The sequence below is a fragment of the Brevundimonas sp. M20 genome (assembly GCF_006547065.1).
In the GTDB taxonomy this organism is placed as follows: Bacteria; Pseudomonadota; Alphaproteobacteria; order Caulobacterales; family Caulobacteraceae; genus Brevundimonas.
Map to the genome: position 1 here is coordinate 2,092,934 of NZ_CP041243.1, position 23,995 is coordinate 2,116,928.

Genomic DNA, 23,995 nt, shown 5'->3' on the forward strand with positions numbered 1-23,995 from the left:
CATGCCCATCCCTTCCCTCGTTCTCGTCGTCGCGCGCGGCTCCAACGGCGTGATCGGCCGCGACGGCGATCTGCCCTGGCGGCTGCGGTCGGACCTGCAACGGTTCAAGGCCATCACCATCGGCAAGCCCTGCATCATGGGCCGCAAGACCTGGGAGAGCCTGCCGCTGCGTCCCCTGCCCGGCCGCCTGAACGTCGTGGTCACCCGCGACGAGGGCTATGGCGAGGACGGTCAGGCCAAGGGGGCTCTGGTCTGCACCAGTCTGGATGAAGCCATCGAGATCGCCCGCGAACAGGCCGACGAGGACGGGGTGGACGAGGTCTGCGTCATCGGCGGCGCGGCCCTGTTCGAGGCGGTGCTGCCGCGCGCGAAGCGGCTCTACATCACCGAGGTGGACGCCGCGCCCGACGGCGATGTGCATTTCCCCGACTTCGACGCCGAGCGCTGGATCGAGGTGGCGTCAGAAGCCCACCCCGCCGGAGAAAAGGACGACCACGCATTCGTGTTCAAGGTCTTCGAGCGACGGTAGGTCCGGAAGGGGGAGTCGTGAACCGTCAGCAGTGAGCAGGCGCGGACAGCCACGCCGCCACGCCTGACCACTCAACTGTCGCTCCCCCTACGACAGCGTTTGCATCGCCTCGCGGGTGAAGTCCTGCAGTTCGTCGTGGCGGCCGTCGCGGATCTTCTGCACCCAGTAGGGGTCCGCCAGCAGGGCGCGGCCGACGGCGACCAGATCGAACTCCTCGCGTTCCAGACGCGCGATCAGCCCGTCCAGCGAGGCGGGCTTCGAGCCCGCGCCGCCGAAGGCCGCGATGAACTCCCCATCCAGCCCGACGGAGCCGACGGTGATGGTCGGCAGACCCGTCACCTTCTTGGCCCAGCCGGCGAAATTCAGGTCCGAGCCCTCGAACTCCGGCTCCCAGAAGCGGCGCTGCGAACAGTGGAAGACGTCCACCCCCGCCTCGGCCAGCGGCGACAGCCACTGCTCCAGCTCGGCCGGATCATGGGCGTTCTTGGCGTCATAGGCGCCGCCCTTCCACTGCGACAGGCGCAGGATCAGCGGCATCTCCTCACCGACGCCCTCACGCACGGCCTTCACCACCTCGGCGCCGAAGCGGCTGCGCTCGCCGATGGTCGCGCCGCCCCATTTGTCGGTGCGGACGTTCAGCACGTTCCAGAAGAACTGGTCGATCAGATACGAGTGGGCGCCGTGAATCTCGACGGCGTCGAAGCCGATCTCCTTCGCGGCGCGGGCCGAGCGGCCGAAGGCGGCGATGGTGTCGGCGATGTCCTCCTCGGTCATGGCCTCATATTTCGGCTTGCCCAGACCGGCCAGCCCCGAGGGGCTGTCGACCTTGCCCAGCGGCTGCCAGTCCTCGCCCTGCCCGCGCGCCGCGCCGACGTGCCAGATTTGCGGCGCGATCAGGCCGCCGGCGGCGTGGACCTCGTCCACCACCTTCCGCCATTCCGGCAGGGCCTCGCCGTGGAAGACCGGCACAGCGGCGTCATTGCGGGCCGCCGGGCGTTCCACCACCGTGCCCTCGGTGACGATCAGGCCCACATCCCCCTCAGCACGGCGGCGGTAATAGCCGGGCACGCCTTCGGACGGAATGCCGTTCGGCGAGAAGGACCGCGTCATCGGCGCCATGACGATACGGTTCGGCAGGGTCAGCCCCTTGATGGTGAAGGGACGGAACAGGGCGTCGACGGACATGAACGGCTCTCGGTGGGGAAGACTGGAACCGGGAAGGTGGCCGTTCGCGTTGCGTTTGAAAACCCTATAGGTCGAGTTTTTTCGCAACCGCCTCCGCGAAGCCCGCGAAACGGGCGGCGATGTCGCCGGCGGGATCGGCGATGACCACCGGCGTGCCCGCATCCCCGCCCTCCCGCACCGCCGCATCCAGCGGGATGTCGCCCAGATAGCTGACGTCCAGCCGCGCGGCTTCCGCCTCCGCCCCGCCCTTGCCGAAGATCGGGCCGGTCATGTTCTCGATCAGGCCGAGCGTAGGCACGCCGACCTTGGCGAACAGGGCGTGGCCGCGCCGGGCGTCGGCCAGCGCCACCTCCTGCGGGGTCGAGACGATCACCGCCCCGTCCAGCGGCGTCTTCTGGATCAGGGTCAGTTGCACGTCACCGGTGCCGGGCGGCAGGTCAACCACCAGCACGTCCAGCGGGGCGTCCTCCGTGCCCCAGCGGGTCTGGGTCAGCATCTGGGTCAGGGCCTGCGAGGCCATCGGCCCGCGCCAGATCATGGCGTCCTCGGCCCTGGTCAGCAGTCCCACCGACATGGCCTTCAGCCCCTGCACGACGTGGGGCCGGATCATGCCGTCGACATAGTCCGGCTTGCCCGAGACGCCGAGCATGGTCGGCAGGGACGGGCCGTAGACGTCGGCGTCCAGCACCCCGACCGACAGCCCGCGCGCGGCCAGCGCCGCCGCGAGGTTCACCGCCACCGTGGACTTGCCTACCCCGCCCTTGCCCGAGGCCACGGCCAGCACCTTGCGCACGTGGGCCGGACGGTCCGTGGCGACGGGCGCCTTGGGCCGGGTCTGGTCCACGGCCTGCGGCGACAGGCTGGCGGTGCGGCGCGGCTTGCTCGCCGGCGCGGTCTCTGCGGTCAGGATGACGGAGACCCGCGCCATTCCGGGAAGGGATTTCAGCGCGGCCTCGGCGGCGTCACGGACGGGCGCATAGAGCGCCGTCTCACCCGCCGGAACCTCGATGACGAAGCCCGCGCGGTCCTCGGTCACGGTCAGCCCCTGCGCCAGTCCGGCGGCCACCAGTCCCTGCCCGGTCTTCGGGTCACGGATGGCGTCGAGGGCGGCGATGACGGTGGCGCGATCAGGCAAGGCTTTTGTCCAGCGGGTTGCGGCTGCGGGGCCTGCGTTCTATCGCCGGATGCCCCGCCCCGCGAGCCTCGAATTTTGTCCCAGCCCCCCAGAACGTCACAAGTCACCCTGATCGCCGGCCCCACCGCCTCGGGCAAGTCGCGGCTGGCGATGGATATGGCGGCGTCCACCGGGGCGGTGATCCTGAACGCCGACAGCCAGCAGCTCTACGCCGACCTGCGCGTCCTCAGCGCCCGTCCGTCCGAGGCTGATGAAGCGCAGGCCGACCACCGCCTGTACGGTGTCGCCGACGCCGCCGAGGCCTGGTCCGTGGGCCGCTGGAGCCGGGCCGTCATGCCCCTGCTGGCCGAGCTGGCCGACGCCGGTCGCCCGGCCCTGCTGGTCGGCGGCACGGGCCTGTATTTCACAGCGCTTACAAAGGGGTTGGCCGATATTCCGGATGTGCCGGATACGGTTCGCGATGCGGTCACGGCCGCCTTTGACGCCGAGGGTGAAGCCGCCTTCCGCCGCCGCCTCGCCGCCCTCGATCCGGCGGCGGCGCAACGCATCGAACAGGGCGACCGCCAGCGCCTGACCCGCGCCATGGCGGTGGCTGAGCACACCGGCCGGGCCCTCAGCGACTGGACCGCCGACACCACGCCCCTGCTGGCGCCCGGCTCATGGACCGGTCTGGTGGTCGAGCCGGACCGCGCGCGGCTCTACGCCAACTGCGACCTGCGGGTCGGCCTGATGGTCGAACAGGGCGCGCTGGACGAGGTCCGCGCCCTGGTCGCCCGCGACCTGTCCCCCGACCTGCCCGCCATGAAGGCCGTCGGCGTGCGCGAATTCGCCGCCCATCTGGCGGGTGAAGCCACGCTGGATCAGGCCATCGACACCACCCGCCAGGCCACCCGTAACTACGCCAAGCGCCAGCTGACCTGGTTCAGGAACCAGACGCCGGGGTGGACGCGGACCCGCTGAACTATAAGGATGGACCTCATGATCTCCCTCCTCCTTGCCGCCGCCCTGCTTCTCGCTGGTCAGGACGCGCCGGCCGCCAGGACCCCGCCCCACCCGGACGCAATCGCGGCCAAGGTGACGGGCGAACCCGATCCCTGCGCGCGCCGGGCGACGATCATCGATCAGTACGTCGCGGATCAGGCCCGTTCGCTGGAAACCACGGACCCTGAGCAACTGTCCGCCCTGCGCCGCCTGGCGGTCGACATGTACCAGAACTCCCACGACATGGCCCGCCCGCGCGGCGCGCCCGAGGTCGACTTCCGGGCGCTGTGTGACGCCCGACCGCAAGCGGATCAGGCGCGCCCTCCGGCCCGCTGAGCTCTCTGATCCGGCCTACTGCAGTTGGCGGGTCGTTCCGGCGGCGACTCCACGCCGACAAACTCCGGATAGACCTCGCGCAGCAGGGCCTGCTGCGGCGCGTCCTCGACCCGGATCAGATACCATTCGCCGCCGTCCTCGATGGCGAGGGTCTGCGTGTCCGCCCGGAACCGCCCGGCGCCCTGAATGGTCATCTCGGTCCAGGTCGGGATCAGCAGATAGGTCCGCCCGGCGGTAGGCGTCATCAGCGTCTCCGCAGCGGCCAGATCCATGCCGTAGCCGTCAATGTGAACCCCATCCAGCATCCCGGCCATGGCCTGTCGCATGGCGGGCTTGATCTGGTCGCGCGACATGCCGAAACGGGCCGCCATCGCATCCTGCAGGAGGATCGGGATCACATCGACCGCCCCGACCAGATCGCCCTGCCCGATCAGACCGGTCAACTGGTCGATGCGAACCTGAATCGCCGCCCGGTCTTCGGCCTTGACGGTCTGGGCGCCCACCGGAACGGCGGACAGGCTGATGGACAGCGCCGCGACGAGCAGCATCAAGGTCGAACGGATCATCGGTTTCCCCCGGCGGCGCCTGATCGCCGCCCTGCGGGTCTAACCTAGCATCAGGCTTGGCGACCGACAGGCCCGCGCTGGCTGTTTCATCCCCTTCAATTCCTGACGGCTTTCCCCTATATTGGTCCTGTTCGGCTTCGGCCGGACTATGGCGATAAACGTGCCTGTAATAAGCGGACCGGACCCGGGTGCGATTCCCGGCGGCTCCACCATTCTCTCCCGGTTATCAGCGGGTTAGTGCGGGGCCGACTAGCATCGACGGACGTGTAAAGAGGATTGCTTTCGCTCGTCCTGACCCACCGTATCGGGTCATTTTCTAGCTGCGAACGATAACTTCGCTGGGGAATACGCTGTCGCCGCGTAATGCGGTTCCGGTAATTCCGAACTAACTCCTGGGGGTTCAGATCCTCAGGCGGGGCCCGGAGGGCGCCTGGCAACAGAAGCCCTCCACTTCCTCACCGTTTGAGAAGCGCCCTCCTGACTTCAAGAGAGAGGGCGGGCGCATGGCGCAAGAAGCCCTCCACTTTCCCGCTCATCGGAAAATAGCCGCGCTGGGGATAGAATCCCGCCGCTAACCCTCTTTGCCGTCTTCCGCACGCGCCCGTCGGGGGTTATCACCGCCGCAGGACAGCGAGACCCCGACCTGATGGCTGAAGAAACGCCCCCCGTGGACGACATGCACTACGAGCAGCTGGCGCAAGACGCCCTGCGCGGGGTGATCAAGGCTGCGCTGGACCGGGCCGCGGGGCCGGACGGCATTCCGGGCGCGCACCATTTCTACATCACCTTCAAGACGCGGGCGCCGGGCGTCAGCGTTCCGCCGGACGTGCTGGCCAAATATCCGGACGAGATGACCGTCGTCCTCCAGCATCAGTACTGGGACCTGAAGGTCGAGCCGACGAAGTTCTCGGTCATGCTGAAATTCGGCGGCATGCCCAAGGTGCTGGCCATGCCCTTCACCGCCGTGACCCGCTTCTACGATCCGTCGGTGCAGTTCCTGCTGCAGTTCGAGGCCCCGGCCACGGTCGACGAAATCGCCGCCGAGGTCGCGGCGGCCGAGGCCGAGGAAACCCCGGTCCCCCCGCTGGGCGGCGATGACGCGCCAAAGGTCATTTCGCTGGACCAGTTCCGCAAGAAGTAACCCCTTCCCCTCTCCGCGCGATGGGCTAACGTCCCCTGACTGGAACAGCGGGGGTTGCGCATGCTTCGGGGTTTGATCGTCGTGCTGACGGGCGTTCTGGCCTTCGCCATGCCCGCCGTCGCCCAGACCCGCGCGCCCTCGCCCCCGCCAAGCCGGTTCGACGGCTGGACCGCCGCCATTATCCAGGCCGACTGGCGCGACGGACGCGGCCGGCCGATCCAGGCCTTCGACAACGCCCGCCGCGATCTGGTCCGGGCCTTCCAGCGCACGGGCTTCAGCCGCGCCGACATGGTCGATTTCAGCCTCGAGAAGACCGCGCCTGACGCCGTGCTGCGCGGCGTGCGCGAGGCCGCGGCCCGCACCACCCGCGGCTGCCTGATCTATTTCACCTCGCACGGCGCGCCGGACGGCATGGTCTTCGGCGATGCCCCCCGCATGTCGCCGGACATCATGGCCAACATGGTTCGCAACAGCTGCGGCGAGCGGCCGACGGTGGTGATCGTCTCGGCCTGCTATTCCGGCATTTTTCTCAACGCCCTGCAGGGGCCGAACCGGATGATCCTGACCGCCGCCCGCCGGGATCGCCCGTCATTCGGCTGTGGCGCGGACGAGCGCTATCCGTGGTTCGACGGCTGCATTCTGGAGGCCCTGCCCAACGCGCCCGACTTCCTCGCCCTCGCCGCCGACACCCGCGCCTGCGTCAGCCGCAAGGAGGCCGAGAACGGCGTGGAGCAGCCTTCGGAGCCCCAGCTGTTCGTCGGCTCCAACATGCAACTGCGCCTGCCGACCCTTCGGTTCACCGACAGAACGCTTTAGCGCCCCTCTCCCGTCGGGAGAGGGTTTCTTTGAGCCTACGTCCAAAAACGACGCATCGGCCTGCCAGGGTTCGTCACCTCGGGTCTTTGACATCGCCGCACACGCGTAGAAACCCAAACCCATCACCCCGCCTGACGGGAAAAAGTGCACCTTTGTGCACTCAAAAAATATTTGAGTGCACTGCTCAGCGGCGCGGGAACACCCGGATCGTGATCCGCTCGCGCTCGCCCTCGCGGCGCTCGACCAGCAGACGTGCGACCTGGCTGTCGTCGTGGAACAGATAGCCCTTGATGGCGTCCAGCAGGGCCTTGGCCAGATTGTCCAGGTCCATCCACGGCGGATCGCCGACGTGCTCCATCACGATCTCGACGACATAGTCGCCCCAGGCCGGACGCGAGGACCACTCCTTGCGCATGAACTCATAGACCAGCGGCTTGTAGTATTTGGCCTGGGTGGTCAGTCCCTCGATGGCGATCTCCACCGCCTCTCCGCTCTCGCGGGCGCGAACCTTTCCCGTGCCGATCCAGCCTGCGGTCATCAGAGCCCGCACTGCGTCGGGGTCGGTCCCATCACGTGGGCGGCGCGGATCAGCACCGGCTCATTGATCTGTTCGTCTGTCGCCGGCAGGGCCTGGATACGCCGGGCCACATCAAGGCCTTCGATCAGATGCCCGAACACGCCGAAACCCTGCCCGTCCGGGTTCCGACCGCCGCCGAAGTCCAGCGAGGGCGTGTCCTGCGTGACCACGAAGAAGCTGGTGGTCGCCGTGTCCGGCCCGTCCCGCGCCATCGACACCGCGCCCGCCGTGTGACGCAGGCCGGTGTCCCGCGTCCGCTCCAGCGGGATCGGCGGCTGGCTGGCGTCGTCCGAGCCGTGGACGGTGGCCGCCTGAATGACGTCGATGGGGTTGGGGTTGGCGTTGGTCGCCGCAACCACGGTGCGGAAGAAGCTTCCGTCCGTATAGGCGCCCCGCAGCGCGGCCTTGATGAAGTTGCAGCCGGTGACCGGCGCATGTTCCAGATCGACGGCGATCGCCATGGTCCCCGCCGTGGTATCCAGACGCACGACATGCGGCGACGGCGGCGCCTGCCGCGCCCCCGCGAGGCCCAGCGCCAGTGCGGCCATTCCATAAACGGCGGCGTTCATGCGGCTCTCCTGTCCTTGTTCCCGCGCCCTCCCGTGCTACACCCCCGCGCATCTTCCCGCCACGCCTGAGAGAGCCCTCCGCGATGAGCAACGTCCGCACCGAAACCGACACCTTCGGCCCCATCGAAGTCGCCGCCGACCGCTACTGGGGCGCCCAGGCGCAGCGCTCGCTGGGCAACTTCAAAATCGGCTGGGAAAAGCAGCCGCTGCCGATCGTCCGGGCTCTGGGCATCGTCAAGCGCGCCGCCGCCGAGACCAATCGCGATCTGGGCAAGCTGTCGCCGGAACTGGCCGACGCCATCATCGCCGCCGCCAATGAGGTGATCGAGGGCAAGCTGAACGACCACTTCCCGCTGGTGGTCTGGCAGACCGGCTCGGGCACCCAGTCGAACATGAACGCCAACGAGGTCATCTCGAACCGCGCCATCGAGATGCTGGGCGGCGAGATGGGGACCAAGAAGCCGGTCCACCCGAACGACCACGTCAACATGAGCCAGTCGTCGAACGACACCTATCCCACGGCCATGCACGTCGCCTGCGCCGAGCAGGTCGTCCGTGACCTGATCCCGGCCCTGCAGCACCTGCACGCCGCGCTGAAGGCCAAGGCGGACGCCTGGCAGGGCATCATCAAGATCGGCCGCACCCACACCCAGGACGCCACCCCCCTGACCCTCGGTCAGGAGTTCGGCGGCTACGCCCAGCAGGTCGAGAACGGCATCAAGCGCATCGAGCAGACCCTGCCGGCCCTGATGGAGCTGGCGCAGGGCGGCACCGCCGTCGGCACCGGCCTGAACGCCCCCATCGGCTTCGCCGAGAAGGTGGCGGAGAACATCGCCGCCATCACCGGCCTGCCCTTCACCACCGCCCCGAACAAGTTCGAGGCCCTGGCCGCCCACGACGCGATGGTGTTCTCGCACGGCGCGATCAACACGGTCGCCGCCTCGCTGTTCAAGATCGCCAACGACATCCGCTTCCTCGGCTCCGGCCCGCGTTCGGGTCTGGGCGAGCTGTCGCTGCCCGAGAACGAGCCGGGCTCGTCGATCATGCCGGGCAAGGTCAACCCGACCCAGTGCGAGGCCCTGACGCAGGTCTGCGTGCAGGTGTTCGGCAACAACGCCGCCCTGACCTTCGCCGGCTCGCAGGGCCACTTCGAGCTGAACGTCTTCAACCCGGTGATGGCCTACAACTTCCTGCAGTCGGTCCGGCTGGTCGCCGACGCCGCCATCAGCTTCACCGACAACTGCGTCGTCGGCATCGAGCCGCGTGAGGACAACATCAAGCGCGGCCTCGAGAACTCGCTGATGCTGGTCACGGCCCTGAACGGCAAGCTGGGCTACGACGCCTGCGCGAAGATCGCCAAGACCGCGCACAAGAACGGCACCACCCTGCGCGAGGAAGCCGTCGGCGGCGGCTACCTGACGAACGAGGAGTTCGACCAGTACGTTCGTCCCGAACTGATGATCTCGCCCTCGTAAGTCGAACGATCAGGACGCCCGATGAAGCTGATTTTGCTGGCGTTCGCGGTCTTCATCGTCTGGATGACCGTCCGGGCGATGAACCGCGAGAAGGCGAGCCGCGACCGGATCAAATCCGTCACCGCCGCCGTCGCCACGGCGCACGGGGTCACCGACCTCTTCGTCTCGCCGGATGACGGCAGCTTCGTCGGCCTCTCGCCCGACGGCGGACAGGTGATCGTCGGCAAGGGTGAGGCGGTGCGGGTCCTCCCGACCGCCTCGCTCCTCGCGGTCGAAGGCGTCCGGGACGAGACCGTTCTGATCCGCGCCGAACCGGACGGCGACCCGGTGAGTCCCGCCCCCGTTGCCGAGCAGGGTGTCAGCGACATTCCCGAGCGCATTCGCCGGCTGGGCCTGCGCCTGACGACCGGGGATGAGGTGGTCAGCGTCGCGTTCTACGAAGGCGGCCGCCACGGCGTCAGCCCGGATAACGCCCAGTTCCGCAAGGCCGCGGCCCGCACCGAGGCATGGTTCGGCAAACTGTCGACGGCGATGCGGCTGGCGCGCAGCTGATTGGCCAGAACGCCGATTTCAGCTAGTCTGGCCGCCATGGGCAAGGTCGAGTTGAAGATAGAGATCGATCAGTCGCTCCTCGACGAGGCGCGTTCCGTTGATATCGACATCCAGACACTGGCGCTGGACAGTATCCGTCGCGCCGTCGCGATGAGGCAAGCTGCCGAGACCGATGTCGGGGACGCCAAAGCGTGGGCTGAGGAGAACGCCGCAGCATTGGAGATGCATCGCGAACGCATCGCCCGGTTCGGCATCTTTGGCGAAGACCTCCGCAGCTGGTGATCCGCCAGTTCGACATCATCGAGAACCCGTCACCGCGCTCGCGTCAGATCGCACCGTACTTGGTGCTGGTCCAGTCTCACCTCTATGACGAAGGCCCGACCGCGGTGGTCGCCCCTTTGCTAGACATGCCGGAACCCGCACGGGTAACGCGCGTCAGCCTGTCCGTTCAGTTCGACGGAAAGCCTTATCTGCTGATGCTTTCGGAACTCGGATCCGTCGAAAGACGCACTCTGGGCCGTTCGCTCGGCTCCCTGCGCGACCGGGAAGATGACATCCGCCGCGCGCTCGACCGGCTGTTCACCGGCTTCTGATCAGCGCTTGTCGCGGATCGTCCGGCCAACAGGCGCCAGAGCCAGCTTGGCCAGTTCCAGATCCTTCAGGGCGAAGGGAATGCCGATGATGGAGATGAACTCGGCCACCGCGATGAGCAAGTGCGACAGGGCGATGTACCAACCCGCCACAAGGAACCAGATCACGTTCAGGACCACGGCGAGCCCGCCCGCGACCGGGTGCGGATTATCCTGCCAGACAACCTCGCGCCCGAACGGCCAGAAGCTGTAGCTGGCGATCCTCCAGGCCGCGAAGGTCCAAGGCAGGCCGACGACGGTCAGGGCCAGCAGGGCGCCGCCCACCAGCCACAACAGACCGGCCAGCCAGCCGCCGAAGAAGAACCAGAGCAGGTTGAGGATCAGACGGATCATGACCTCAACATAGGCGAACGGCCCGCCGGGACCAGCGGGCCGTCCATGAATTCGGGGTAACCCGAACGCGGTCTCAGTGCGGCTTCTCTGTCCAGCGGGCCTTGGCCTCGTCCTTGGTCACGTTCAGATGGACGTGCTCATCCACGTGATCCACCCAGCTGACCGGGATCATGTGGTGCTTGAAGCCGCCGGCGAGATCGAGCTTCGCCAGTTCGATCTGGTCGCCGACGACGTGATCGACCCGACCGACGTGCTCGCCGTCCGAGCCGACGACTTCGAGGTGTTCGCGGATTTGGCTGGCGTCTACCATGGGACTCTCCTCAGACTATGAGGCTGGACAACCATCCTGATCACGGCCGGTTGCATCATGGAGGCGTCATGGGCGAGATCGTGAATCTGAACCGGTTCCGGAAGGACCGGGCCAGGGCCGAGGCGAAGGCGACCGCCGCGACCAACCGCGCCACACATGGCCGCACCAAGGGCGAAAAGACGAAGGCGGACAAGGAACGCACCCGCGCCGAACAGCTTCTGGATGGATCGAAGCTGGAGGACTGAGATGGGCGGCTATGCTCCCCGGACGCGCGCCGGACTGATCGCCCTGATCGCCATGCGTCGGGCGACCGCCGAAAAGATCCGCCGCAAGAAGCTGTCGGAAGCGAAGACGCCCGAGCAGGTCGAGACGCTCGTCGAGGCGGATCGGAAGCAGAAGAAGGCGGGCTGGTTCCGGCTCTAGTGTTTGGGCGCGCGGATCAGCAGCGCCTGTCCCGACAGCACCAGCAGCAGACCGATCAGCGCCGGCCAGCCGAAGCGGGCGCTCTCGAAGATCACCGACACCAGCATGGCGATGGGCGGCGTCAGGGCTGAGATGTAACTGGCCATGGCGTAGCCGATCGAGCGCGCGATGGTGAAGTACAAACCGAACGCGATCACCGAGCCGAACAGCGACAGGTAGAGCAGCGAGCCGATGTAGGCGGGCGTGGGGGCGACCGTGAACTCCACGCCTGTCGCGAGGCCGTAGATCACCAGAAGCCCCGTGCCGTAAGCCATGGCCCAGGCGGTCGACGGGATGGCCTGCGAGCCCTTCTGCTGGCCCCGCCACGCGAAAAAATTGCCGAAGGCCGAGGCCGTGGTGGCGATCAGGGCCAGGCCCACGCCGACGGCGGCGCGCTGATCGAAGCCCGTGCCCAGAACCTCGCCGCCGGACAGAACCGCCACTCCGGCGATCCCCAGCAGCGCCCCGCCCCATGACGCAGCCGCCGCCTTCTGGCGCGCGATCAGGCGGAACAGGACCAGGTTGATGAAGGTCAGCGAGGCGAAGGTCACAGCGACGATGGCCGAAGCGACATGCTCCTCGGCCGCGTAGGTGAAGCTGTAGCTGAGCGAAAAGGCGAACGCCCCCTGCCCCAGCGCCGCCAGATGCTGCGCCTTGGTCAGTTTCAGGTTCTGCCGGAAGACCACGCAACCGAGGAACAGTACCGCCGACGCCAGACCAAATCGCCAGACGATGGAGGCGATGTTGGGGACCTCGCCCAGTTGCAGGGTGATGGCGAACCAGGTCGTGCCCCAGATCATCGCGCAGATGATCACGCCGCCGATCCCGAGCAGGGTCGTGCGGCTCAGGCGGGGACGCGAAACAGGCGCTTCGGCGGGATCGGACATCGCCCCGCAATGCCCGCGTGGAAGACGCCGCACAAGCACTGTTCTGGCGAGGCTCGCATAAGGCGCGCTTGTGCGGCGCAGCTTCCGGCCGCGTTCTGCGTTTGGCTGGATGAAACCGGAGATGTCTGATGCGTCGCGCCCTGCTTATCCCGATCCTGCCGCTGGCCCTGATGGCCTGCGCGCCTACGCCGTCAGGCGAGCCGCAAACGCCGCCGCGGGTTGGACACGGCATGACGGTCGTGAACGTCACCGCCACCTATCGCGAACGCATTCTGCTGCCGCCCGGCCATGTGCTGAAAGTTCGGCTTGAAGACGTCAGCCGCGCTGACGCGCCCGCCGAGGTTCTGGCCGAACACGCCGAGCCCCTGAACGGTCGGGCCCCGCCCTATCAGGCGACGCTGGGCTTCCCGTCCAGCCAGATCGACCCCCGACACACCTATGCGGTGCGCGCCGAAATCCGTGATCCGTCCGGCGCCCTGCGGTTCACCACCGACACCCGGCACGCGGTCCTGACCCATGGCGCCCCGGCCCGCGCCGACATCGTGCTGGTCGCCGTCCGCTGATCGCCTTACTGAGGACGGATGCTGAAGAAACGCTCCGTCTCCCTGTCCGGCCACGCCACCTCGGTGGCGCTGGAGGCCGAATTCTGGGTGGTGCTGGATCAGGTGGGCGCCGCGATGGGTCTGTCCCATGCCGGTCTCATGAAGCGCATCGACGAGACGCGCGGACGCACGCCGCTGGCCTCCGCCTGCCGACTTCTGGCGCTCGCCTGGGCCGGCGGCGATCACAGCTTTGCGGGTCAGGTTTCGACCGATTGACTTCGCCCATGGCGAGCGCATCGTCGGCCTCTCTTCATGGAGCCCGGCCGTGGCCATCACCTTCGACAAGTCCCTTCTCCCCGCCGCCGTTTTCGGCGGTCTGATCGCTATCGGCATGATCGGCGGCGGCGCCCTGATCGGGTCCGGCGTCGTCAATGCCCAGGTGGGCAATCGGCAGGTTACGGTTCGCGGCGTGGCTGAACGGAACGTAGTCGCCGACCTCGCCGTCCTGACCCTCAGCTTCAAGGCGGCCAACGACGATCTGCCGACGGCCCAGGCCCAGATTGACCGCGATCTGGCCAGCGTGCGCGCGTTCCTGCGTGGACAGGGTTATTCGGACGCACAGATCACCATCGGTCGGATGCAGGTCACCGATACGAAGGCGCGGGAGTACGGCTCGTCCGAGAACACGATCCGCTACATCGTCAGCCAGAGCGTCACCGTACGGACCAGCGACGTACAGCGTGTGGCGACCACCGAACGGGCGCTGAACGATCTGGTGCGGCAGGGCGTCCAGCTGGACTTCGCCGCACCGAACTACGTCTTCACCAAACTGAACGAGGTGCGGCCCTCGATGATCGCGGAAGCGACCGCCTCGGCCCGGTCGGGCGCCGAGCAGTTCGCCAAGGATTCCGGCGCGCCGCTCGGCCCCATCCGTCAGGCGACGCAGGGCTCGTTTGAAATCCTGGCCCGCGAGGACATAGACAACGAGGCCACCTCCCTGAACAAGCGCGTCCGGGTGGTGGCCACCGTCACCTATCAGCTACGCTGATCAGCCCGCCGGAGCCGGCGCCGGGTCCGGATTGGGCGTCGCCGGGCGCTCGATCGGCGGCGGGGCCGGCAAATCCGGCATCTTCGGCGCGTCCGGCAGGTTGAGATTGATGTCGACATCCGTCGCCTTGGGTGTCTCGATCTCTCCGCCGCGGTTCAACACGACAAAGGCTATGACGGCCACCACCACGAGCAGTCCGCCGACCAGGAAGGCGATGACGGCGCCTCCGCCGCGTCGCTGGGGCGGATTGTTGATGGTGGTATGATGCACGACCTCCGGGCGACCGGGGGGCTGATCGGTCATGGCTCAGTTCCCCGGGGTCGCGGGAGCCGAAACCTCCGGCAGGTTCACATCGACACTCACTTCCTTCTTCTCGGCGCCCGGCAGGCCGCCCCGGAAGACGAAGAAGGCGATGACCAGAACCGCGACCAGAAGCCCGCCGATAATGAAGGCGAGGCCCGAGTTGCCGCCGCCGCTGCTGTTGGTGTTCTCAGCCATATTGGGTTCCTCCTTGTTGACCCTTATCCCGGTGCAAGGAACGGAGGCCTGACCGTAACGGTTCCGAAGAGGGTCGTTCGCGACGGCTGACAAGAGCGCCCGGTCTCCTTATGTTCTCGCCGGTCCATGACTGATTCAGCTCCTCCCCGCATTTCCGACCTCGCCCGTTCGCAGGGCCCTGGGGGCCTCACGCCCTCGGCGGCTTCCGACTATCTGACGGGGCTGAACCCCGAGCAGCGCGACGCGGTGGAAACCACCGAGGGCCCGTTGCTGGTTCTGGCCGGCGCAGGCACCGGCAAGACGCGGGTGCTGACCACCCGACTGGCGCACATCCTGGCGACAGGCCGGGCCAAGCCGTGGGAACTGCTGGTCGTCACCTTCACCAACAAGGCCGCGCGCGAGATGCGCGAGCGGATCACCCACCTGATCGGGCCGTCGGCCGAGGGCCTGCGCTGGCTCGGCACCTTCCACTCCGTGTCGGCCCAGATCCTGCGACGGCATGCCGAACTGGTCGGGCTGAAGTCGAGCTTCACCATCCTGGATACCGACGATCAGGAGCGGGTGTGCAAACAGCTGCTCGAGGCCGCCAACCTCGACACGAAGCGCTGGACGCCCAAGTCGCTGAACACTCTGATCGACCACTGGAAGAACCGCGGCTGGACCCCGGACAAGCTGCCGCCGTCAGAGGACTTCGCCAACGGCAAGGGTCACGCCCTGTACGCCGCCTATCAGGCGCGACTGGCCAGTCTGAATGCCTGCGACTTCGGCGACCTGTTGCTGCACAACCTGACGATCCTGTCGCAGCATGCGGATATCGCGGAGGAATATCGGCGTCGCTTCCGCTACATTCTGGTGGACGAGTATCAGGACACCAATGTCGCCCAGTACCTGTGGCTGCGCCTGCTGACCTCCTCGACCGGCAACGTCTGCTGTGTCGGCGACGACGACCAGTCGATCTACGGCTGGCGCGGGGCCGAGGTGGACAACATCCTGCGTTTCGAGCGGGACTTCCAGGGCGCCAAGGTGATCCGGCTGGAGCGAAACTACCGCTCGACCCACCACATCCTCGGCGCCGCCTCGGGGCTGATCAAGGCGAACCGGAGCCGTCTGGGCAAGACGCTCTGGACCGAGGACAAGACCGGCGACAAGGTCCGGGTGCGCGGCGTCTGGGACGGCGAGGCCGAGGCCCGGCTGATCGCCGACGAGATCGAGACCGCCCGCAAGCAGGGCGTCAGCTATCGCGACATGGCGGTATTGGTGCGCGCCTCGTTCCAGATGCGGGCGTTCGAGGAGCGGTTCGTCATGCTGGCGATCCCGTACACCGTCATCGGCGGCCCTCGGTTCTTCGAGCGGGCCGAAATCCGCGACGCCCACGCCTATCTGCGCCTGATCCTGTCCGAGGACGACGATCTGGCCTTTGAGCGGATCGTCAACGTGCCCAAGCGCGGGCTGGGCGACACCAGCGTGCAGAAGGTGCTGCAGATCGCGCGCGAGAACGGCGTCTCGGCCATGGCCGCCGTCCGTCACCTAATCGGCACGGACGAGCTGCAGGCCCGCACCCGCACCGCCTTCTCCAACTTCATCCGCGACATCGACCGCTGGCGGACGCTGGGCCAGACGACCAGCCACTGGGAGCTGACCGAGGCCGTTCTGGAGGAAAGCGGCTACACCGACATGCAGAAGGCCGACCGGGCGACCGGCCAGACCCGGCTCGACAACCTGAAAGAGCTGACGCAGTCGATGCAGCAGTTCGACGGCCTGACCGCCTATCTGGAGCACGTCTCGCTGGTCATGGACCTGGACCGGGGCGAAAGCGCCGAGTCGGTGCAGATCATGACCCTGCACGGCGCCAAGGGACTGGAGTTCCCGCTGGTCTTCCTGCCGGGCTGGGAGGAAGGCGTTTTCCCCAGCCAACGCAGCATCGACGAGAAGGGCGAGAAGGGCCTCGAGGAAGAACGCCGCCTGGCCTACGTCGGCGTCACACGGGGCAAGGAGGATGTCCGCATTTCCTTCGCCGCCAACCGTCTGGTCTATGGCCGCTGGACCAGCCAGCTGCCCAGCCGCTTTGTCGACGAACTGCCCATCGACCACGTCGAGCCCCAGTCGGACACCGGCTACTACGGGGCTTCTACCGGCATGAAGGAAGCCAGGAGCCGCTGGGACGAGGCGCCCTCATTCGGCTCGGGCTACTCCTCGCCCGGCTGGAAGCGCGGACAGGCCTTCACCGCCAACCGCGTGCCCAACGCCCAGCCCGCCCGTCAGACCCTGTTGGAAGGCGACGGCCGACTGGTCGCCACCGCCGATCCCAAGGCCGGCTCGGGCTGGACGCGCGGCGACCGGGTCTTCCATCAGAAGTTCGGCTACGGCGCCGTGAAGTCCATCGAGGGCAACAAACTGGTGGTCGCCTTCGACAAGGCGGGCGAGAAGAAGGTGATCGACACCTTCGTGGAGAAGGCGTGACGACACGATCCATGTTACAAGCCGTGCATGGCTGACGGCGCGCTGACCCTCGAACTCGACGCCTACACCGTCGGCAAGATCGCCGAGCGGGCCAAGGCCATGGGAATTGCGCCGGAGGAACTGGCCGCAATGGTGCTGGACGCGCGCTTCTTTGACTACGACGACTTCAGCTGGATCAATGGCGATCCACGCAGCGATGCGGTTGAACCGTCCGGGCTCCACGAGACTGGTCGTCCATGGAAGGACGTTCGCCCGGAGTTTCTCGCCCTGATCGACAAGACGTTCGGCAAGCCCGAGTGAAAGTGGTTCTCTCGCCCCGGGCCGAACTCGATTTCGAGACCCAGGTGCGATGGCTCGCCGCCCATTCTCCCTCCGCAGGCCGGGCCGCGGCGCTGAAGATCGTGGAGACGATCGACCTTCTGGTGGAATTCCCCGACATAGGCCTCGCTGTCCATGGTGGCTGCCGCGAGAAGCAGGTCCAGTTTGGGCGCGATGGGTTCGTCATTCGCTATCGACGGACCGGAGACGCCGTGATCATCCTGCGCATCTTTCACGGCCGTCAGGACCGGCAGGGCGCAAACTGATGATCACGAGATTTCTGATCTCCCTGTCGGCGTTTGCCGCCATGCTCTCTTTCGCTTCAACCGCCACGGCGGCCTGCGAGCGATACCCGACCGTGGCCGAGGAATTCGCCGCCGCCGACTACGTCTTCATGGTGCAGGTGACATCCGGACGGATGGATCGGACGCCTGCCGATCCCGAGGGCTTCGACGGCGTCGAATATACGGTGCAGCCGCTCAAGACCTTCAAGGGAGAGCCCCCGCCGGAGCTGTTGCTCTACAGCGAGAACAGCACCGGCCGTTTTCCGATGGCGGTGGCCGGCTGGTATCTGGTCTTCGTCGGCCCGGCCTACGGCGTCGGCTTCGCGGAACCGCCCCGGATCGAGCGCGCCGTCAGCAACTGCGGCCACTCCTTCCTGCTGAATTCCGTCCCCTTCGCGCTTGAGCGTCCTCCGACCGACCTGACGTTCGACCAATTGATGGCCATGGTGCCGGAGATCAGTGCATTGGTCGAGCGAGCGGAAGGCTGCCTCCATTTCCAGGGCGAGGAGCCCTATGACGAGTACCGACGGGGCGACATCGCACGGGCGCTTATGAATTTGCGCTGTGACACGCTGGGCTCCGAGGTCGCCTCTACCCGCGCCCGCTTCGACGGCGCGCCGGAGGCCCAGACCCGTCTGGACCGCGCCATGGAGGGCAATACCCGGCCGGCTTCCCGACCCGGGTCTTAGCGCGCGATGACGATTCAGGGTCGCCGTGACACATCACACTGGCCGCGAAGCGATTTACCCGCGAGAACAGGCATCACCTGTGAGCACGGATGACTCGCCGATGATGAACCGCCGCACCCTGCTCGCCGCCACGGCCGCCGTCGCGGCGACGCCCGCCCTGCCCGCCCTCGCGCGCCAGACCGCGTCCGCGGGCTTCGTGCGGCGCGAGGGGATGCAGTTCACCCTCGACGGCAAGCCCTACCGCTATGTCGGCGCCAATCTCTGGTACGCCGCATGGATCGGACATGAAGGGCGTCTGGCGCGCGAGCTGGACGCGCTGGCGGCCGACGGCGTCACCAATCTGCGTATCGCCGCCTCGGCTGAGTGGTCGCCGCTGAAGAATGCGGTGCGACCCGCCTTCCACGATCAGGACGACGCCTACAATGAGGCCCTGCTGACCGGGCTGGACCACGCCACGGCCGAGATCGGCAAGCGGGGCATGAAGGCGGTGCTGTACCTGACCAATTTCTGGGAATGGTCCGGCGGGATGGCGACCTATCTGCTGTGGAGCAACGGCGGGCAGTACGTCGATGCCGACGCCCCCTGGCCCGATTTCCCGGAGTTCGTATCGGGCTTCTACCGCAGCCCGGAGGCCGTCGCCCGCTATCACGCCCACCTCCGCAGGATCGTGACCCGGGTGAACTCGGTCACCGGCAAGCCCTACGCCGAGGATCCGGCCATCATGGGCTGGCAACTGGCCAATGAGCCGCGCCCGGGCGGCACGGACGGCAATGTTGATCGCACCCTGCCGGACTTCCATGCCTGGATCAGCGGGACCGCCCGCCTGATCAAGTCGCTGGCGCCGCACCACCTCGTCTCCACCGGCGGCGAGGGCCTCAAGGGCTCGATGGAGCGTCCCGGTCTGGTCCTGTCGTCACAGGCGGACGACACCATCGACTATCACACCGCCCACGTCTGGCCCGGCAACTGGGGCTGGCTGGATCGCACGGACATGCCCGGCACCCACGCCCGCGCCGTCGCCCTGTCGACCGAGTACGTCGCCCGGCACGTGGAACTGGCCAAACAGGCCGGCAAGCCGCTGGTGGTCGAGGAGTTCGGCTATCCTCGCAACGGCGACGTCTATGATCTGGGCGCCTCCACCTCAATGCGGGACGATCTCTACAGCGCCATTCACAACGCCGTTCTGGCCAGCGCGCGCGAAGGCGGCCCTCTGGCCGGATCGAACTTCTGGGCCTGGAACGGCGAAGGCCGCGCCCGGCACCCGGACTTCCGCTTCCGCAGCGGCGACACCGCGTTCCTGGGCGACCCGCCGCACGAGCCGCAGGGCTGGTACGGCGTGTTCGATCAGGACGTCTCGACCCGCCGCATCATCCGCGACCACGCCGCGGCGCTGGCCGCCCTCTAGCCGCGCAGGACCGCCAACCGGTCCGGGTTCTTGCGCAGGTATTTGACCGCCTGACGCCGGAGGTTCTCGATCTCCGGCTTCAGATGCGCGCCCATTCCGCCGTCGTCACCGCGCAGCTCGCCGAAGACCGCCAGCGCGAACGCCCAGCTGCGGGGCGACAGATACCCGGCTCCACGGCTGCGCCAGCCCTGACTGAAGGCGTCGCCGTACTGCTCGAAGCTGAAGGCCGAGTTGGCCCCGAACACGCCCAGCCCGGTGAAGGCCACCGTCAGGTCCGTCATCAGCTCATGGGTCTCATCCTCGACCAGATCGGCCTGTCCCGCGAGCAGGTAGTGGGCCAGCTCATGCGCCAGTGTGGCGACGAGGTTGATCGGGTCGTCCAGCAGGTCCGGGGCGTAGGTGATGACCACCCGTCCGTCCGGCTCGACGCGGAAAGTCCCGTTCGGCTCGTCCCCACCGGTGATCGAGACAAACTCCGACACCCGCTCGCCTGTGAACCGGCGCGGCTGGGCCTCCAGTTCGCAGGGCCAGTTGTCGCTGAGCCCCATGATGTCCTTCACGCAGGCGAAGACATGTTCGGCGCGGGCATGACCCGTCGCATCGCTCGGCGGAAAAAAGTCGCGCGTCGGCAGGGCGACCGGCGTTTCCGCCAGCGGCATCTCTTCCGCGAACCGGTCCAGCAGCGTTCGCCATGTCTCGATGTGCCAATCCTCGATGTCCGCATCGAGAAAGCGCTTCGCGCCGAACAGCCCCGCCGGCATCCCCAACCCTTCGTTAAGCCAGAACACCGACTCTGGAGGGGTGCGTGAGTCCCGTCCAGCCAACGATGCGACCGAACCGGCCCCCGCCTGGTGGGAGACGGCGATCTGCGTCGGCCTGATCGCCATGCTGACCGGCGCCCTGATCGGCCCGGTCTTCGCCCCCTTGCAGCAGGAGACGCCGGTTCTGCGTCTGGTCTGGCTGCCTGCCTATGCGGCGATCGGCGGCCTGCTGATCTATCGGATGGACCGGGTCTGGCGGGCGTGGCCGGCGGCGATCCTGATCGCCATGCTGGTCGGCCTGTGCTTCGCCTCGAAATACTGGTCCATCGACTATCACACGACCAGCCGCCGCGTGATCGCCCTGGCCATCAGCTGCGTCTTCGCCCTGTATCTGGGCGCGGCCTTCCGGGGACCGCACCTGCCGCGTCTGCTGATGATCTCCAGCCTCATCATGGCGGTCGGCAGTCTGGTCATGGTCTTCGCCTTCCCCGCCATCGGGGTGCACCACGACGTCAACGCGGGCCTCTGGCGAGGCCTCTGGTACGAGAAGAACCAGATGGGCGCGGTCATGGTGATCGGCGCCACGGCGGCGGCGGCCTGTCTCGCCTCCGACGATCCGCGAAAACTGATGCCCGCGATCTCATTCGTCCTGTCCAGCCTGCTGGTGCTGGCGACCCAGTCCAAGACCTCCCTGCTCTGCCTGATGCTGGGCGTCGGCTGCGTCGGCGGCTTCTGGGCCCTGCGCAAGGGCGGGGCCGCCTTCACCGTGGTCGCGGTCTGGAGCGCCGTGGTTCTGGCGTGTCTGGGTCTGTGGATCTGGGAGACCCATTCGGTCGCGGTGCTGGAGGCGCTGGGCAAGGACCCGTCGCTGACGGGCCGGACCGACATCTGGGCCAGTCTGATGCGCCGCGTGGCCGAGCGTCCGTGGACCGGATACGGCTACGGCGCCTTCTGGGGCCGGATCGGCGAAAGCCCGCCCGCCGACTGGGTGCGCAAGGAAACCGGCTGGATCGTGCCGTCGGCGCACAACGGCTGGATCGACCTGCTGGTCCAACTCGGCTGGCCCGGCGCGATCCTGGTCGGCGGCCAGCTGGCCCTGACCTTCATGGTCACCCTGTTCCGCAGCGCCGGGTCGGGCGCGCGCGAGGGCTGGTGGGCGCTCGGCTTCCTGCTGGCCTTCTTCATGCTCAGCCTGTCGGAATCGATCCTGCTGACCCATCAGAGCCTGCCGTTCGTCCTGTTCATGGCCGTCATGACCCGCGCCTTCCTGCCATCGTCCACAACAGAGGCGGTCGCGCTTGCTCCAAAGGCGCGTCGGGCCTACCAGACCGGCTCCCGAATCGCCGCACACTCGATGAATGGCCAACTCCGCCGACCTCCTTTCGCTGTTCGATGACGAGCCGACGCAACCGCGTCCGGCCTTGCCCGCTCCTGCGCCCCCGTCCGCGCCCGTCGCCGCCTCGCCCGTGACGCCGCCGACGCCCGCGCCGCCCCCCGCGTCTGCACCGGCCGCAAAGCCCGCCGATCCCGTTGTCGCCGCCGCAGCGGCCGCGACCGGCTATTCCGCCTCCTCGATCGAGGTCCTGGAAGGGCTTGAGCCCGTCCGCAAACGCCCCGGCATGTACATCGGCGGCACCGACGAACGCGCCCTGCACCACCTGTTCGCCGAAGTCCTCGACAATGCGATGGACGAGGCCGTGGCCCGCCACGCCAAGCTGATCACGGTCGAGCTGGACGCCGACGGCTTCCTGTCGGTCCGCGACGACGGCCGGGGCATCCCTGTCGATCCGCACCCCAAACACCCCGGCAAGTCGGCGCTGGAAGTCGTCATGACCGTCCTGCACTCGGGTGGCAAGTTCTCGGGCAAGGCCTACGAGACCTCGGGCGGCCTGCACGGCGTCGGCGTCTCGGTCGTCAACGCCCTGTCGGATCATCTGGACGTCACCGTCTGGCGCGACGGCTTTGAATGGAAGCAGTCCTTCTCGCGCGGGCTCGTGCTGGGTCCGATCCAGCAGGTTCAGGCCTCGAAGAAGCGCGGCACCCTGATCCGCTTCCACCCCGACCCGGAAATCTTCGGCGTGGGCGCGGCGTTCAAGCCCGCCCGCCTGTTCCGCATGGCCCGGTCGAAGGCCTATCTGTTCCGCGGCGTCGAGATCAAATGGACCTGCGCGCCCGAGCGGATCACCGACGCGACCCCGGCGAGCGCCCTGCTGCACTTCCCCGGCGGTCTGGCGGATGCCTTGGCCGAGCGTATCGGCGAACTTGAGACGGTCACCCCGACCTTCGCGGGCCGGGTCGAACGCAAGGGCGAGACCGGTGCGGTCGAGTGGGCGGTCACCTGGTCGCCCATCGGTTTCGGCGAGGCCGACAGCTTCGTCAGCTCCTACTGCAACACCGTCTCCACGCCCGACGGCGGCACGCACGAGGCGGGCTTCCGCGCCGCGCTGGTCAAGGGCCTGAAGGCCTATGGCGAACTGACGAACGAGAAGCGCGCGGGCCTGATCACGGCGGAAGACGTCATCGCCAACGCCGGCGCCATGATCTCGGTCTTCATCCGCAATCCCGAGTTCCAGGGCCAGACCAAGGACCGCCTGTCCTCGCCGGAAGGCCAGAAGCTGGTCGAACAGCTGCTGCGCGATCCGCTGGACCACTGGCTGACCGAAAGCCCGAAGCAGGCCAACACCCTGCTGGCCTACATCATCGAGCGCGCCGAGGACCGGCTGAAGCGCCGTAAGGACAAGGAAGTCCAGCGCGCCTCCGCGACCCGGAAGCTGCGCCTGCCGGGCAAGCTGTCCGACTGCTCGCGTCAGGGCGCCAACGGCACCGAACTGTTCATCGTCGAGGGCGACTCGGCCGGCGGCTCGGCCAAACAGGCGCGGGACCGCACGACCCAGGCCATCCTGCCCCTGCGCGGCAAAATTCTTAACGTTGCGTCGGCGACGGCTGACAAGCTTAGGGCCAACGTCGAACTGTCCGATCTGGCGCTGGCGCTGGGCGTTCAGCCCGGCAACCGGTTCAACATCGATGACCTGCGCTACGAGCGCATCGTCATCATGACGGACGCCGACGTGGACGGCGCCCACATCGCGGCCCTGCTGATCACCTTCTTCTATCGCTCCATGCCCGAAGCGATCCGTCAGGGCCGCCTGTTCATGGCCCTGCCGCCGCTCTACCGGATTCAGGCCGGAGCCCTGTCTGAATACGCCCGCGACGACGCCCACCGCGACGAACTTCTGGCCACCGTGTTCAAGGGCAAGAAGGTGGAAATCGGCCGGTTCAAGGGTCTGGGCGAGATGATGGCCTCCCAGCTGAAGGAAACCACCATGGACCCGAAGAAGCGCACGTTGGCGCGGGTCGAACTGCCCGAGGACGAGTCCGAGATCGAGGATCTGGTCGAGCGCCTGATGGGCAAGAAGGCCGAGGCCCGCTACCAGTTCATCCAGGACAACGCCCGCTTCGCGGTGGCTGACCTTGACGTCTAGCCGC

General features: G+C 67.5%; 32 protein-coding genes and 1 other RNA gene. 22 read left to right on the forward strand and 11 right to left on the reverse strand.

All coding sequences use genetic code 11. The features are described 5' to 3' along the window. Nucleotide 1: 1 nt before the first annotated feature. Entirely contained in the window at nt 2-529 is a 528-nt protein-coding gene (locus FKQ52_RS10165; RefSeq protein ID WP_141627075.1) for a dihydrofolate reductase, read from the forward strand. 87 nt (nt 530-616) lie between these two features. Here the strand turns inward: FKQ52_RS10165 and FKQ52_RS10170 are convergent, their stop codons facing one another. Further along, the gene (locus FKQ52_RS10170) at nt 617-1,714 is read right to left on the reverse strand and encodes an NADH:flavin oxidoreductase (protein ID WP_141627076.1); all 1,098 of its coding nucleotides are present in this window, start codon (nt 1,712-1,714) and stop codon (nt 617-619) included. Nucleotides 1,715-1,778: 64 nt separating this feature from the next. Then, on the reverse strand, nt 1,779-2,849 hold the full coding sequence (locus tag FKQ52_RS10175; protein WP_141627077.1) for an Mrp/NBP35 family ATP-binding protein: 1,071 nt from the start codon (nt 2,847-2,849) through the stop codon (nt 1,779-1,781). 150 nt (nt 2,850-2,999) lie between these two features. Here FKQ52_RS10175 and miaA point away from each other — a divergent pair, with 150 nt between their 5' ends. Next, the gene (gene miaA, locus FKQ52_RS10180; protein WP_370451060.1) at nt 3,000-3,809 is read left to right on the forward strand and encodes a tRNA (adenosine(37)-N6)-dimethylallyltransferase MiaA; all 810 of its coding nucleotides are present in this window, start codon (nt 3,000-3,002) and stop codon (nt 3,807-3,809) included. Nucleotides 3,810-3,827: 18 nt separating this feature from the next. Next, nucleotides 3,828-4,166, forward strand: coding sequence for a hypothetical protein (locus FKQ52_RS10185; protein ID WP_141627079.1), 339 nt, complete (start codon nt 3,828-3,830; stop codon nt 4,164-4,166). Here the strand turns inward: FKQ52_RS10185 and FKQ52_RS10190 are convergent. Next, the gene (locus tag FKQ52_RS10190; RefSeq protein WP_141627080.1) at nt 4,142-4,732 is read right to left on the reverse strand and encodes a hypothetical protein; all 591 of its coding nucleotides are present in this window, start codon (nt 4,730-4,732) and stop codon (nt 4,142-4,144) included. The genes FKQ52_RS10185 and FKQ52_RS10190 overlap by 25 nt on opposite strands. A 90-nt stretch (nt 4,733-4,822) precedes the next feature. Between FKQ52_RS10190 and ssrA the strand changes: the two genes are divergently transcribed. The 3 genes from ssrA to FKQ52_RS10205 all read left to right on the forward strand — a co-directional run bounded on the left by ssrA (nt 4,823) and on the right by FKQ52_RS10205 (nt 6,689). Further along, nucleotides 4,823-5,184: a transfer-messenger RNA gene (gene ssrA / locus FKQ52_RS10195) on the forward strand. A 194-nt stretch (nt 5,185-5,378) separates the two neighbouring features. Continuing rightward, the gene (locus FKQ52_RS10200) at nt 5,379-5,873 is read left to right on the forward strand and encodes an SspB family protein (RefSeq protein ID WP_141627081.1); all 495 of its coding nucleotides are present in this window, start codon (nt 5,379-5,381) and stop codon (nt 5,871-5,873) included. Nucleotides 5,874-5,933: 60 nt separating this feature from the next. Next, entirely contained in the window at nt 5,934-6,689 is a 756-nt protein-coding gene (locus FKQ52_RS10205) for a C13 family peptidase (RefSeq protein WP_141627082.1), read from the forward strand. A gap of 184 nt (nt 6,690-6,873) precedes the next feature. Here the strand turns inward: FKQ52_RS10205 and FKQ52_RS10210 are convergent, their stop codons facing one another. Together FKQ52_RS10210 and FKQ52_RS10215 are read right to left on the reverse strand one after the other, a co-directional pair. After that, nucleotides 6,874-7,227, reverse strand: coding sequence for a RusA family crossover junction endodeoxyribonuclease (locus FKQ52_RS10210; RefSeq protein ID WP_141627083.1), 354 nt, complete (start codon nt 7,225-7,227; stop codon nt 6,874-6,876). Then, nucleotides 7,227-7,835, reverse strand: a complete 609-nt coding sequence (locus FKQ52_RS10215; RefSeq protein ID WP_141627084.1) for a peptidylprolyl isomerase — start codon at nt 7,833-7,835, stop codon at nt 7,227-7,229. The genes FKQ52_RS10210 and FKQ52_RS10215 overlap by 1 nt, the downstream gene beginning before the upstream one ends. 83 nt (nt 7,836-7,918) lie before the next feature. Here FKQ52_RS10215 and fumC point away from each other — a divergent pair, with 83 nt between their 5' ends. Genes fumC through FKQ52_RS10235 form a run of 4 tightly spaced genes read left to right on the forward strand, consistent with a single transcriptional unit; the run spans nt 7,919 to nt 10,455 of the window. After that, nucleotides 7,919-9,310, forward strand: coding sequence for a class II fumarate hydratase (gene fumC / locus FKQ52_RS10220; protein ID WP_141627085.1), 1,392 nt, complete (start codon nt 7,919-7,921; stop codon nt 9,308-9,310). Nucleotides 9,311-9,331: 21 nt separating this feature from the next. Then, nucleotides 9,332-9,862 carry a hypothetical protein gene (locus tag FKQ52_RS10225; protein WP_141627086.1) on the forward strand — a complete coding sequence of 177 codons (531 nt, stop codon included), beginning with the start codon at nt 9,332-9,334 and terminating at the stop codon, nt 9,860-9,862. A gap of 36 nt (nt 9,863-9,898) precedes the next feature. Beyond that, nucleotides 9,899-10,144 carry a type II toxin-antitoxin system CcdA family antitoxin gene (locus FKQ52_RS10230; RefSeq protein ID WP_141627087.1) on the forward strand — a complete coding sequence of 82 codons (246 nt, stop codon included), beginning with the start codon at nt 9,899-9,901 and terminating at the stop codon, nt 10,142-10,144. Next, on the forward strand, nt 10,141-10,455 hold the full coding sequence (locus tag FKQ52_RS10235; protein ID WP_168196828.1) for a CcdB family protein: 315 nt from the start codon (nt 10,141-10,143) through the stop codon (nt 10,453-10,455). The genes FKQ52_RS10230 and FKQ52_RS10235 overlap by 4 nt, the downstream gene beginning before the upstream one ends. On the opposite strand, the gene FKQ52_RS10240 is transcribed toward FKQ52_RS10235, so the two are convergent. Further along, complete coding sequence (locus tag FKQ52_RS10240; RefSeq protein WP_141627089.1) at nt 10,456-10,845, reverse strand: YccF domain-containing protein; 390 nt, start codon at nt 10,843-10,845, stop codon at nt 10,456-10,458. Nucleotides 10,846-10,918: 73 nt separating this feature from the next. Further along, a complete protein-coding gene (locus tag FKQ52_RS10245) occupies nt 10,919-11,155 on the reverse strand; it encodes a DUF2171 domain-containing protein (protein ID WP_141627090.1) in 237 nt (78 codons plus the stop codon). Nucleotides 11,156-11,223: 68 nt separating this feature from the next. Between FKQ52_RS10245 and FKQ52_RS10250 the strand changes: the two genes are divergently transcribed. Beyond that, nucleotides 11,224-11,400 carry a DUF4169 family protein gene (locus FKQ52_RS10250; RefSeq protein ID WP_141627091.1) on the forward strand — a complete coding sequence of 59 codons (177 nt, stop codon included), beginning with the start codon at nt 11,224-11,226 and terminating at the stop codon, nt 11,398-11,400. 1 nt (nt 11,401) lies between these two features. Next, entirely contained in the window at nt 11,402-11,578 is a 177-nt protein-coding gene (locus tag FKQ52_RS16450) for a hypothetical protein (protein WP_168196829.1), read from the forward strand. Here the strand turns inward: FKQ52_RS16450 and FKQ52_RS10255 are convergent. Beyond that, nucleotides 11,575-12,504 carry a DMT family transporter gene (locus FKQ52_RS10255; protein WP_240811620.1) on the reverse strand — a complete coding sequence of 310 codons (930 nt, stop codon included), beginning with the start codon at nt 12,502-12,504 and terminating at the stop codon, nt 11,575-11,577. The genes FKQ52_RS16450 and FKQ52_RS10255 overlap by 4 nt on opposite strands. A gap of 128 nt (nt 12,505-12,632) precedes the next feature. Here FKQ52_RS10255 and FKQ52_RS10260 point away from each other — a divergent pair, with 128 nt between their 5' ends. From FKQ52_RS10260 to FKQ52_RS10270, 3 genes are read left to right on the forward strand one after another with little or no spacing between them, the layout of a single operon-like run. Then, on the forward strand, nt 12,633-13,067 hold the full coding sequence (locus FKQ52_RS10260) for a YbaY family lipoprotein (protein ID WP_141627092.1): 435 nt from the start codon (nt 12,633-12,635) through the stop codon (nt 13,065-13,067). Nucleotides 13,068-13,085: 18 nt separating this feature from the next. Further along, complete coding sequence (locus FKQ52_RS10265) at nt 13,086-13,322, forward strand: ribbon-helix-helix domain-containing protein (protein ID WP_141627093.1); 237 nt, start codon at nt 13,086-13,088, stop codon at nt 13,320-13,322. 49 nt (nt 13,323-13,371) lie between these two features. Beyond that, nucleotides 13,372-14,094: an SIMPL domain-containing protein gene (locus FKQ52_RS10270; RefSeq protein WP_240811621.1), complete on the forward strand. Its 723-nt coding sequence runs from the start codon at nt 13,372-13,374 to the stop codon at nt 14,092-14,094. Here FKQ52_RS10270 and FKQ52_RS10275 read toward each other — a convergent pair whose 3' ends face one another. Both FKQ52_RS10275 and FKQ52_RS10280 read right to left on the reverse strand, forming a co-directional pair. Beyond that, entirely contained in the window at nt 14,095-14,397 is a 303-nt protein-coding gene (locus tag FKQ52_RS10275) for a hypothetical protein (protein WP_240811622.1), read from the reverse strand. 3 nt (nt 14,398-14,400) lie between these two features. After that, nucleotides 14,401-14,592, reverse strand: a complete 192-nt coding sequence (locus FKQ52_RS10280; RefSeq protein WP_141627094.1) for a hypothetical protein — start codon at nt 14,590-14,592, stop codon at nt 14,401-14,403. Between the two features lie 126 nt (nt 14,593-14,718). Between FKQ52_RS10280 and FKQ52_RS10285 the strand changes: the two genes are divergently transcribed. From FKQ52_RS10285 to FKQ52_RS10305, 5 genes are all read left to right on the forward strand, one after another. Further along, the gene (locus tag FKQ52_RS10285; RefSeq protein WP_141627095.1) at nt 14,719-17,052 is read left to right on the forward strand and encodes an ATP-dependent helicase; all 2,334 of its coding nucleotides are present in this window, start codon (nt 14,719-14,721) and stop codon (nt 17,050-17,052) included. A 27-nt stretch (nt 17,053-17,079) separates the two neighbouring features. After that, complete coding sequence (locus tag FKQ52_RS10290) at nt 17,080-17,352, forward strand: hypothetical protein (protein WP_141627096.1); 273 nt, start codon at nt 17,080-17,082, stop codon at nt 17,350-17,352. Next, on the forward strand, nt 17,349-17,636 hold the full coding sequence (locus FKQ52_RS10295; protein WP_168196830.1) for a type II toxin-antitoxin system RelE/ParE family toxin: 288 nt from the start codon (nt 17,349-17,351) through the stop codon (nt 17,634-17,636). Before FKQ52_RS10290 ends, FKQ52_RS10295 begins: the two co-directional genes overlap by 4 nt. Further along, on the forward strand, nt 17,636-18,343 hold the full coding sequence (locus FKQ52_RS10300) for a hypothetical protein (RefSeq protein WP_141627098.1): 708 nt from the start codon (nt 17,636-17,638) through the stop codon (nt 18,341-18,343). Before FKQ52_RS10295 ends, FKQ52_RS10300 begins: the two co-directional genes overlap by 1 nt. Nucleotides 18,344-18,422: 79 nt before the next feature. Further along, complete coding sequence (locus tag FKQ52_RS10305) at nt 18,423-19,748, forward strand: cellulase family glycosylhydrolase (RefSeq protein ID WP_240811623.1); 1,326 nt, start codon at nt 18,423-18,425, stop codon at nt 19,746-19,748. Here FKQ52_RS10305 and FKQ52_RS10310 read toward each other — a convergent pair. After that, entirely contained in the window at nt 19,745-20,509 is a 765-nt protein-coding gene (locus FKQ52_RS10310; RefSeq protein ID WP_141627099.1) for a hypothetical protein, read from the reverse strand. The two genes, FKQ52_RS10305 and FKQ52_RS10310, sit on opposite strands and share 4 nt — an antisense overlap. 40 nt (nt 20,510-20,549) lie before the next feature. Here FKQ52_RS10310 and FKQ52_RS10315 point away from each other — a divergent pair, with 40 nt between their 5' ends. Both FKQ52_RS10315 and parE read left to right on the forward strand, forming a co-directional pair. Beyond that, entirely contained in the window at nt 20,550-21,905 is a 1,356-nt protein-coding gene (locus FKQ52_RS10315) for an O-antigen ligase (protein WP_240811624.1), read from the forward strand. Next, a complete protein-coding gene (gene parE / locus FKQ52_RS10320; RefSeq protein WP_141627101.1) occupies nt 21,868-23,991 on the forward strand; it encodes a DNA topoisomerase IV subunit B in 2,124 nt (707 codons plus the stop codon). Before FKQ52_RS10315 ends, parE begins: the two co-directional genes overlap by 38 nt. Nucleotides 23,992-23,995: the final 4 nt, after the last annotated feature.

What these genes read in the sequence shown, in the direction of transcription:
- FKQ52_RS10165 (WP_141627075.1), top strand. Translation starts at nt 2, where the DNA reads ATGCCCATCCCTTCCCTCGTTCTCGTCGTCGCGCGCGGCTCCAACGGC.
- FKQ52_RS10170 (WP_141627076.1), bottom strand. Translation starts at nt 1,714, where the DNA reads ATGTCCGTCGACGCCCTGTTCCGTCCCTTCACCATCAAGGGGCTGACC.
- miaA (WP_370451060.1), top strand. Translation starts at nt 3,000, where the DNA reads ATGGATATGGCGGCGTCCACCGGGGCGGTGATCCTGAACGCCGACAGC.
- FKQ52_RS10185 (WP_141627079.1), top strand. Translation starts at nt 3,828, where the DNA reads ATGATCTCCCTCCTCCTTGCCGCCGCCCTGCTTCTCGCTGGTCAGGAC.
- FKQ52_RS10190 (WP_141627080.1), bottom strand. Translation starts at nt 4,732, where the DNA reads ATGATCCGTTCGACCTTGATGCTGCTCGTCGCGGCGCTGTCCATCAGC.
- FKQ52_RS10200 (WP_141627081.1), top strand. Translation starts at nt 5,379, where the DNA reads ATGGCTGAAGAAACGCCCCCCGTGGACGACATGCACTACGAGCAGCTG.
- FKQ52_RS10205 (WP_141627082.1), top strand. Translation starts at nt 5,934, where the DNA reads ATGCTTCGGGGTTTGATCGTCGTGCTGACGGGCGTTCTGGCCTTCGCC.
- FKQ52_RS10210 (WP_141627083.1), bottom strand. Translation starts at nt 7,227, where the DNA reads ATGACCGCAGGCTGGATCGGCACGGGAAAGGTTCGCGCCCGCGAGAGC.
- FKQ52_RS10215 (WP_141627084.1), bottom strand. Translation starts at nt 7,835, where the DNA reads ATGAACGCCGCCGTTTATGGAATGGCCGCACTGGCGCTGGGCCTCGCG.
- fumC (WP_141627085.1), top strand. Translation starts at nt 7,919, where the DNA reads ATGAGCAACGTCCGCACCGAAACCGACACCTTCGGCCCCATCGAAGTC.
- FKQ52_RS10225 (WP_141627086.1), top strand. Translation starts at nt 9,332, where the DNA reads ATGAAGCTGATTTTGCTGGCGTTCGCGGTCTTCATCGTCTGGATGACC.
- FKQ52_RS10230 (WP_141627087.1), top strand. Translation starts at nt 9,899, where the DNA reads ATGGGCAAGGTCGAGTTGAAGATAGAGATCGATCAGTCGCTCCTCGAC.
- FKQ52_RS10240 (WP_141627089.1), bottom strand. Translation starts at nt 10,845, where the DNA reads ATGATCCGTCTGATCCTCAACCTGCTCTGGTTCTTCTTCGGCGGCTGG.
- FKQ52_RS10245 (WP_141627090.1), bottom strand. Translation starts at nt 11,155, where the DNA reads ATGGTAGACGCCAGCCAAATCCGCGAACACCTCGAAGTCGTCGGCTCG.
- FKQ52_RS10250 (WP_141627091.1), top strand. Translation starts at nt 11,224, where the DNA reads ATGGGCGAGATCGTGAATCTGAACCGGTTCCGGAAGGACCGGGCCAGG.
- FKQ52_RS16450 (WP_168196829.1), top strand. Translation starts at nt 11,402, where the DNA reads ATGGGCGGCTATGCTCCCCGGACGCGCGCCGGACTGATCGCCCTGATC.
- FKQ52_RS10255 (WP_240811620.1), bottom strand. Translation starts at nt 12,504, where the DNA reads ATGTCCGATCCCGCCGAAGCGCCTGTTTCGCGTCCCCGCCTGAGCCGC.
- FKQ52_RS10260 (WP_141627092.1), top strand. Translation starts at nt 12,633, where the DNA reads ATGCGTCGCGCCCTGCTTATCCCGATCCTGCCGCTGGCCCTGATGGCC.
- FKQ52_RS10265 (WP_141627093.1), top strand. Translation starts at nt 13,086, where the DNA reads ATGCTGAAGAAACGCTCCGTCTCCCTGTCCGGCCACGCCACCTCGGTG.
- FKQ52_RS10275 (WP_240811622.1), bottom strand. Translation starts at nt 14,397, where the DNA reads ATGACCGATCAGCCCCCCGGTCGCCCGGAGGTCGTGCATCATACCACC.
- FKQ52_RS10280 (WP_141627094.1), bottom strand. Translation starts at nt 14,592, where the DNA reads ATGGCTGAGAACACCAACAGCAGCGGCGGCGGCAACTCGGGCCTCGCC.
- FKQ52_RS10285 (WP_141627095.1), top strand. Translation starts at nt 14,719, where the DNA reads ATGACTGATTCAGCTCCTCCCCGCATTTCCGACCTCGCCCGTTCGCAG.
- FKQ52_RS10290 (WP_141627096.1), top strand. Translation starts at nt 17,080, where the DNA reads ATGGCTGACGGCGCGCTGACCCTCGAACTCGACGCCTACACCGTCGGC.
- FKQ52_RS10300 (WP_141627098.1), top strand. Translation starts at nt 17,636, where the DNA reads ATGATCACGAGATTTCTGATCTCCCTGTCGGCGTTTGCCGCCATGCTC.
- FKQ52_RS10310 (WP_141627099.1), bottom strand. Translation starts at nt 20,509, where the DNA reads ATGCCGGCGGGGCTGTTCGGCGCGAAGCGCTTTCTCGATGCGGACATC.
- parE (WP_141627101.1), top strand. Translation starts at nt 21,868, where the DNA reads ATGGCCAACTCCGCCGACCTCCTTTCGCTGTTCGATGACGAGCCGACG.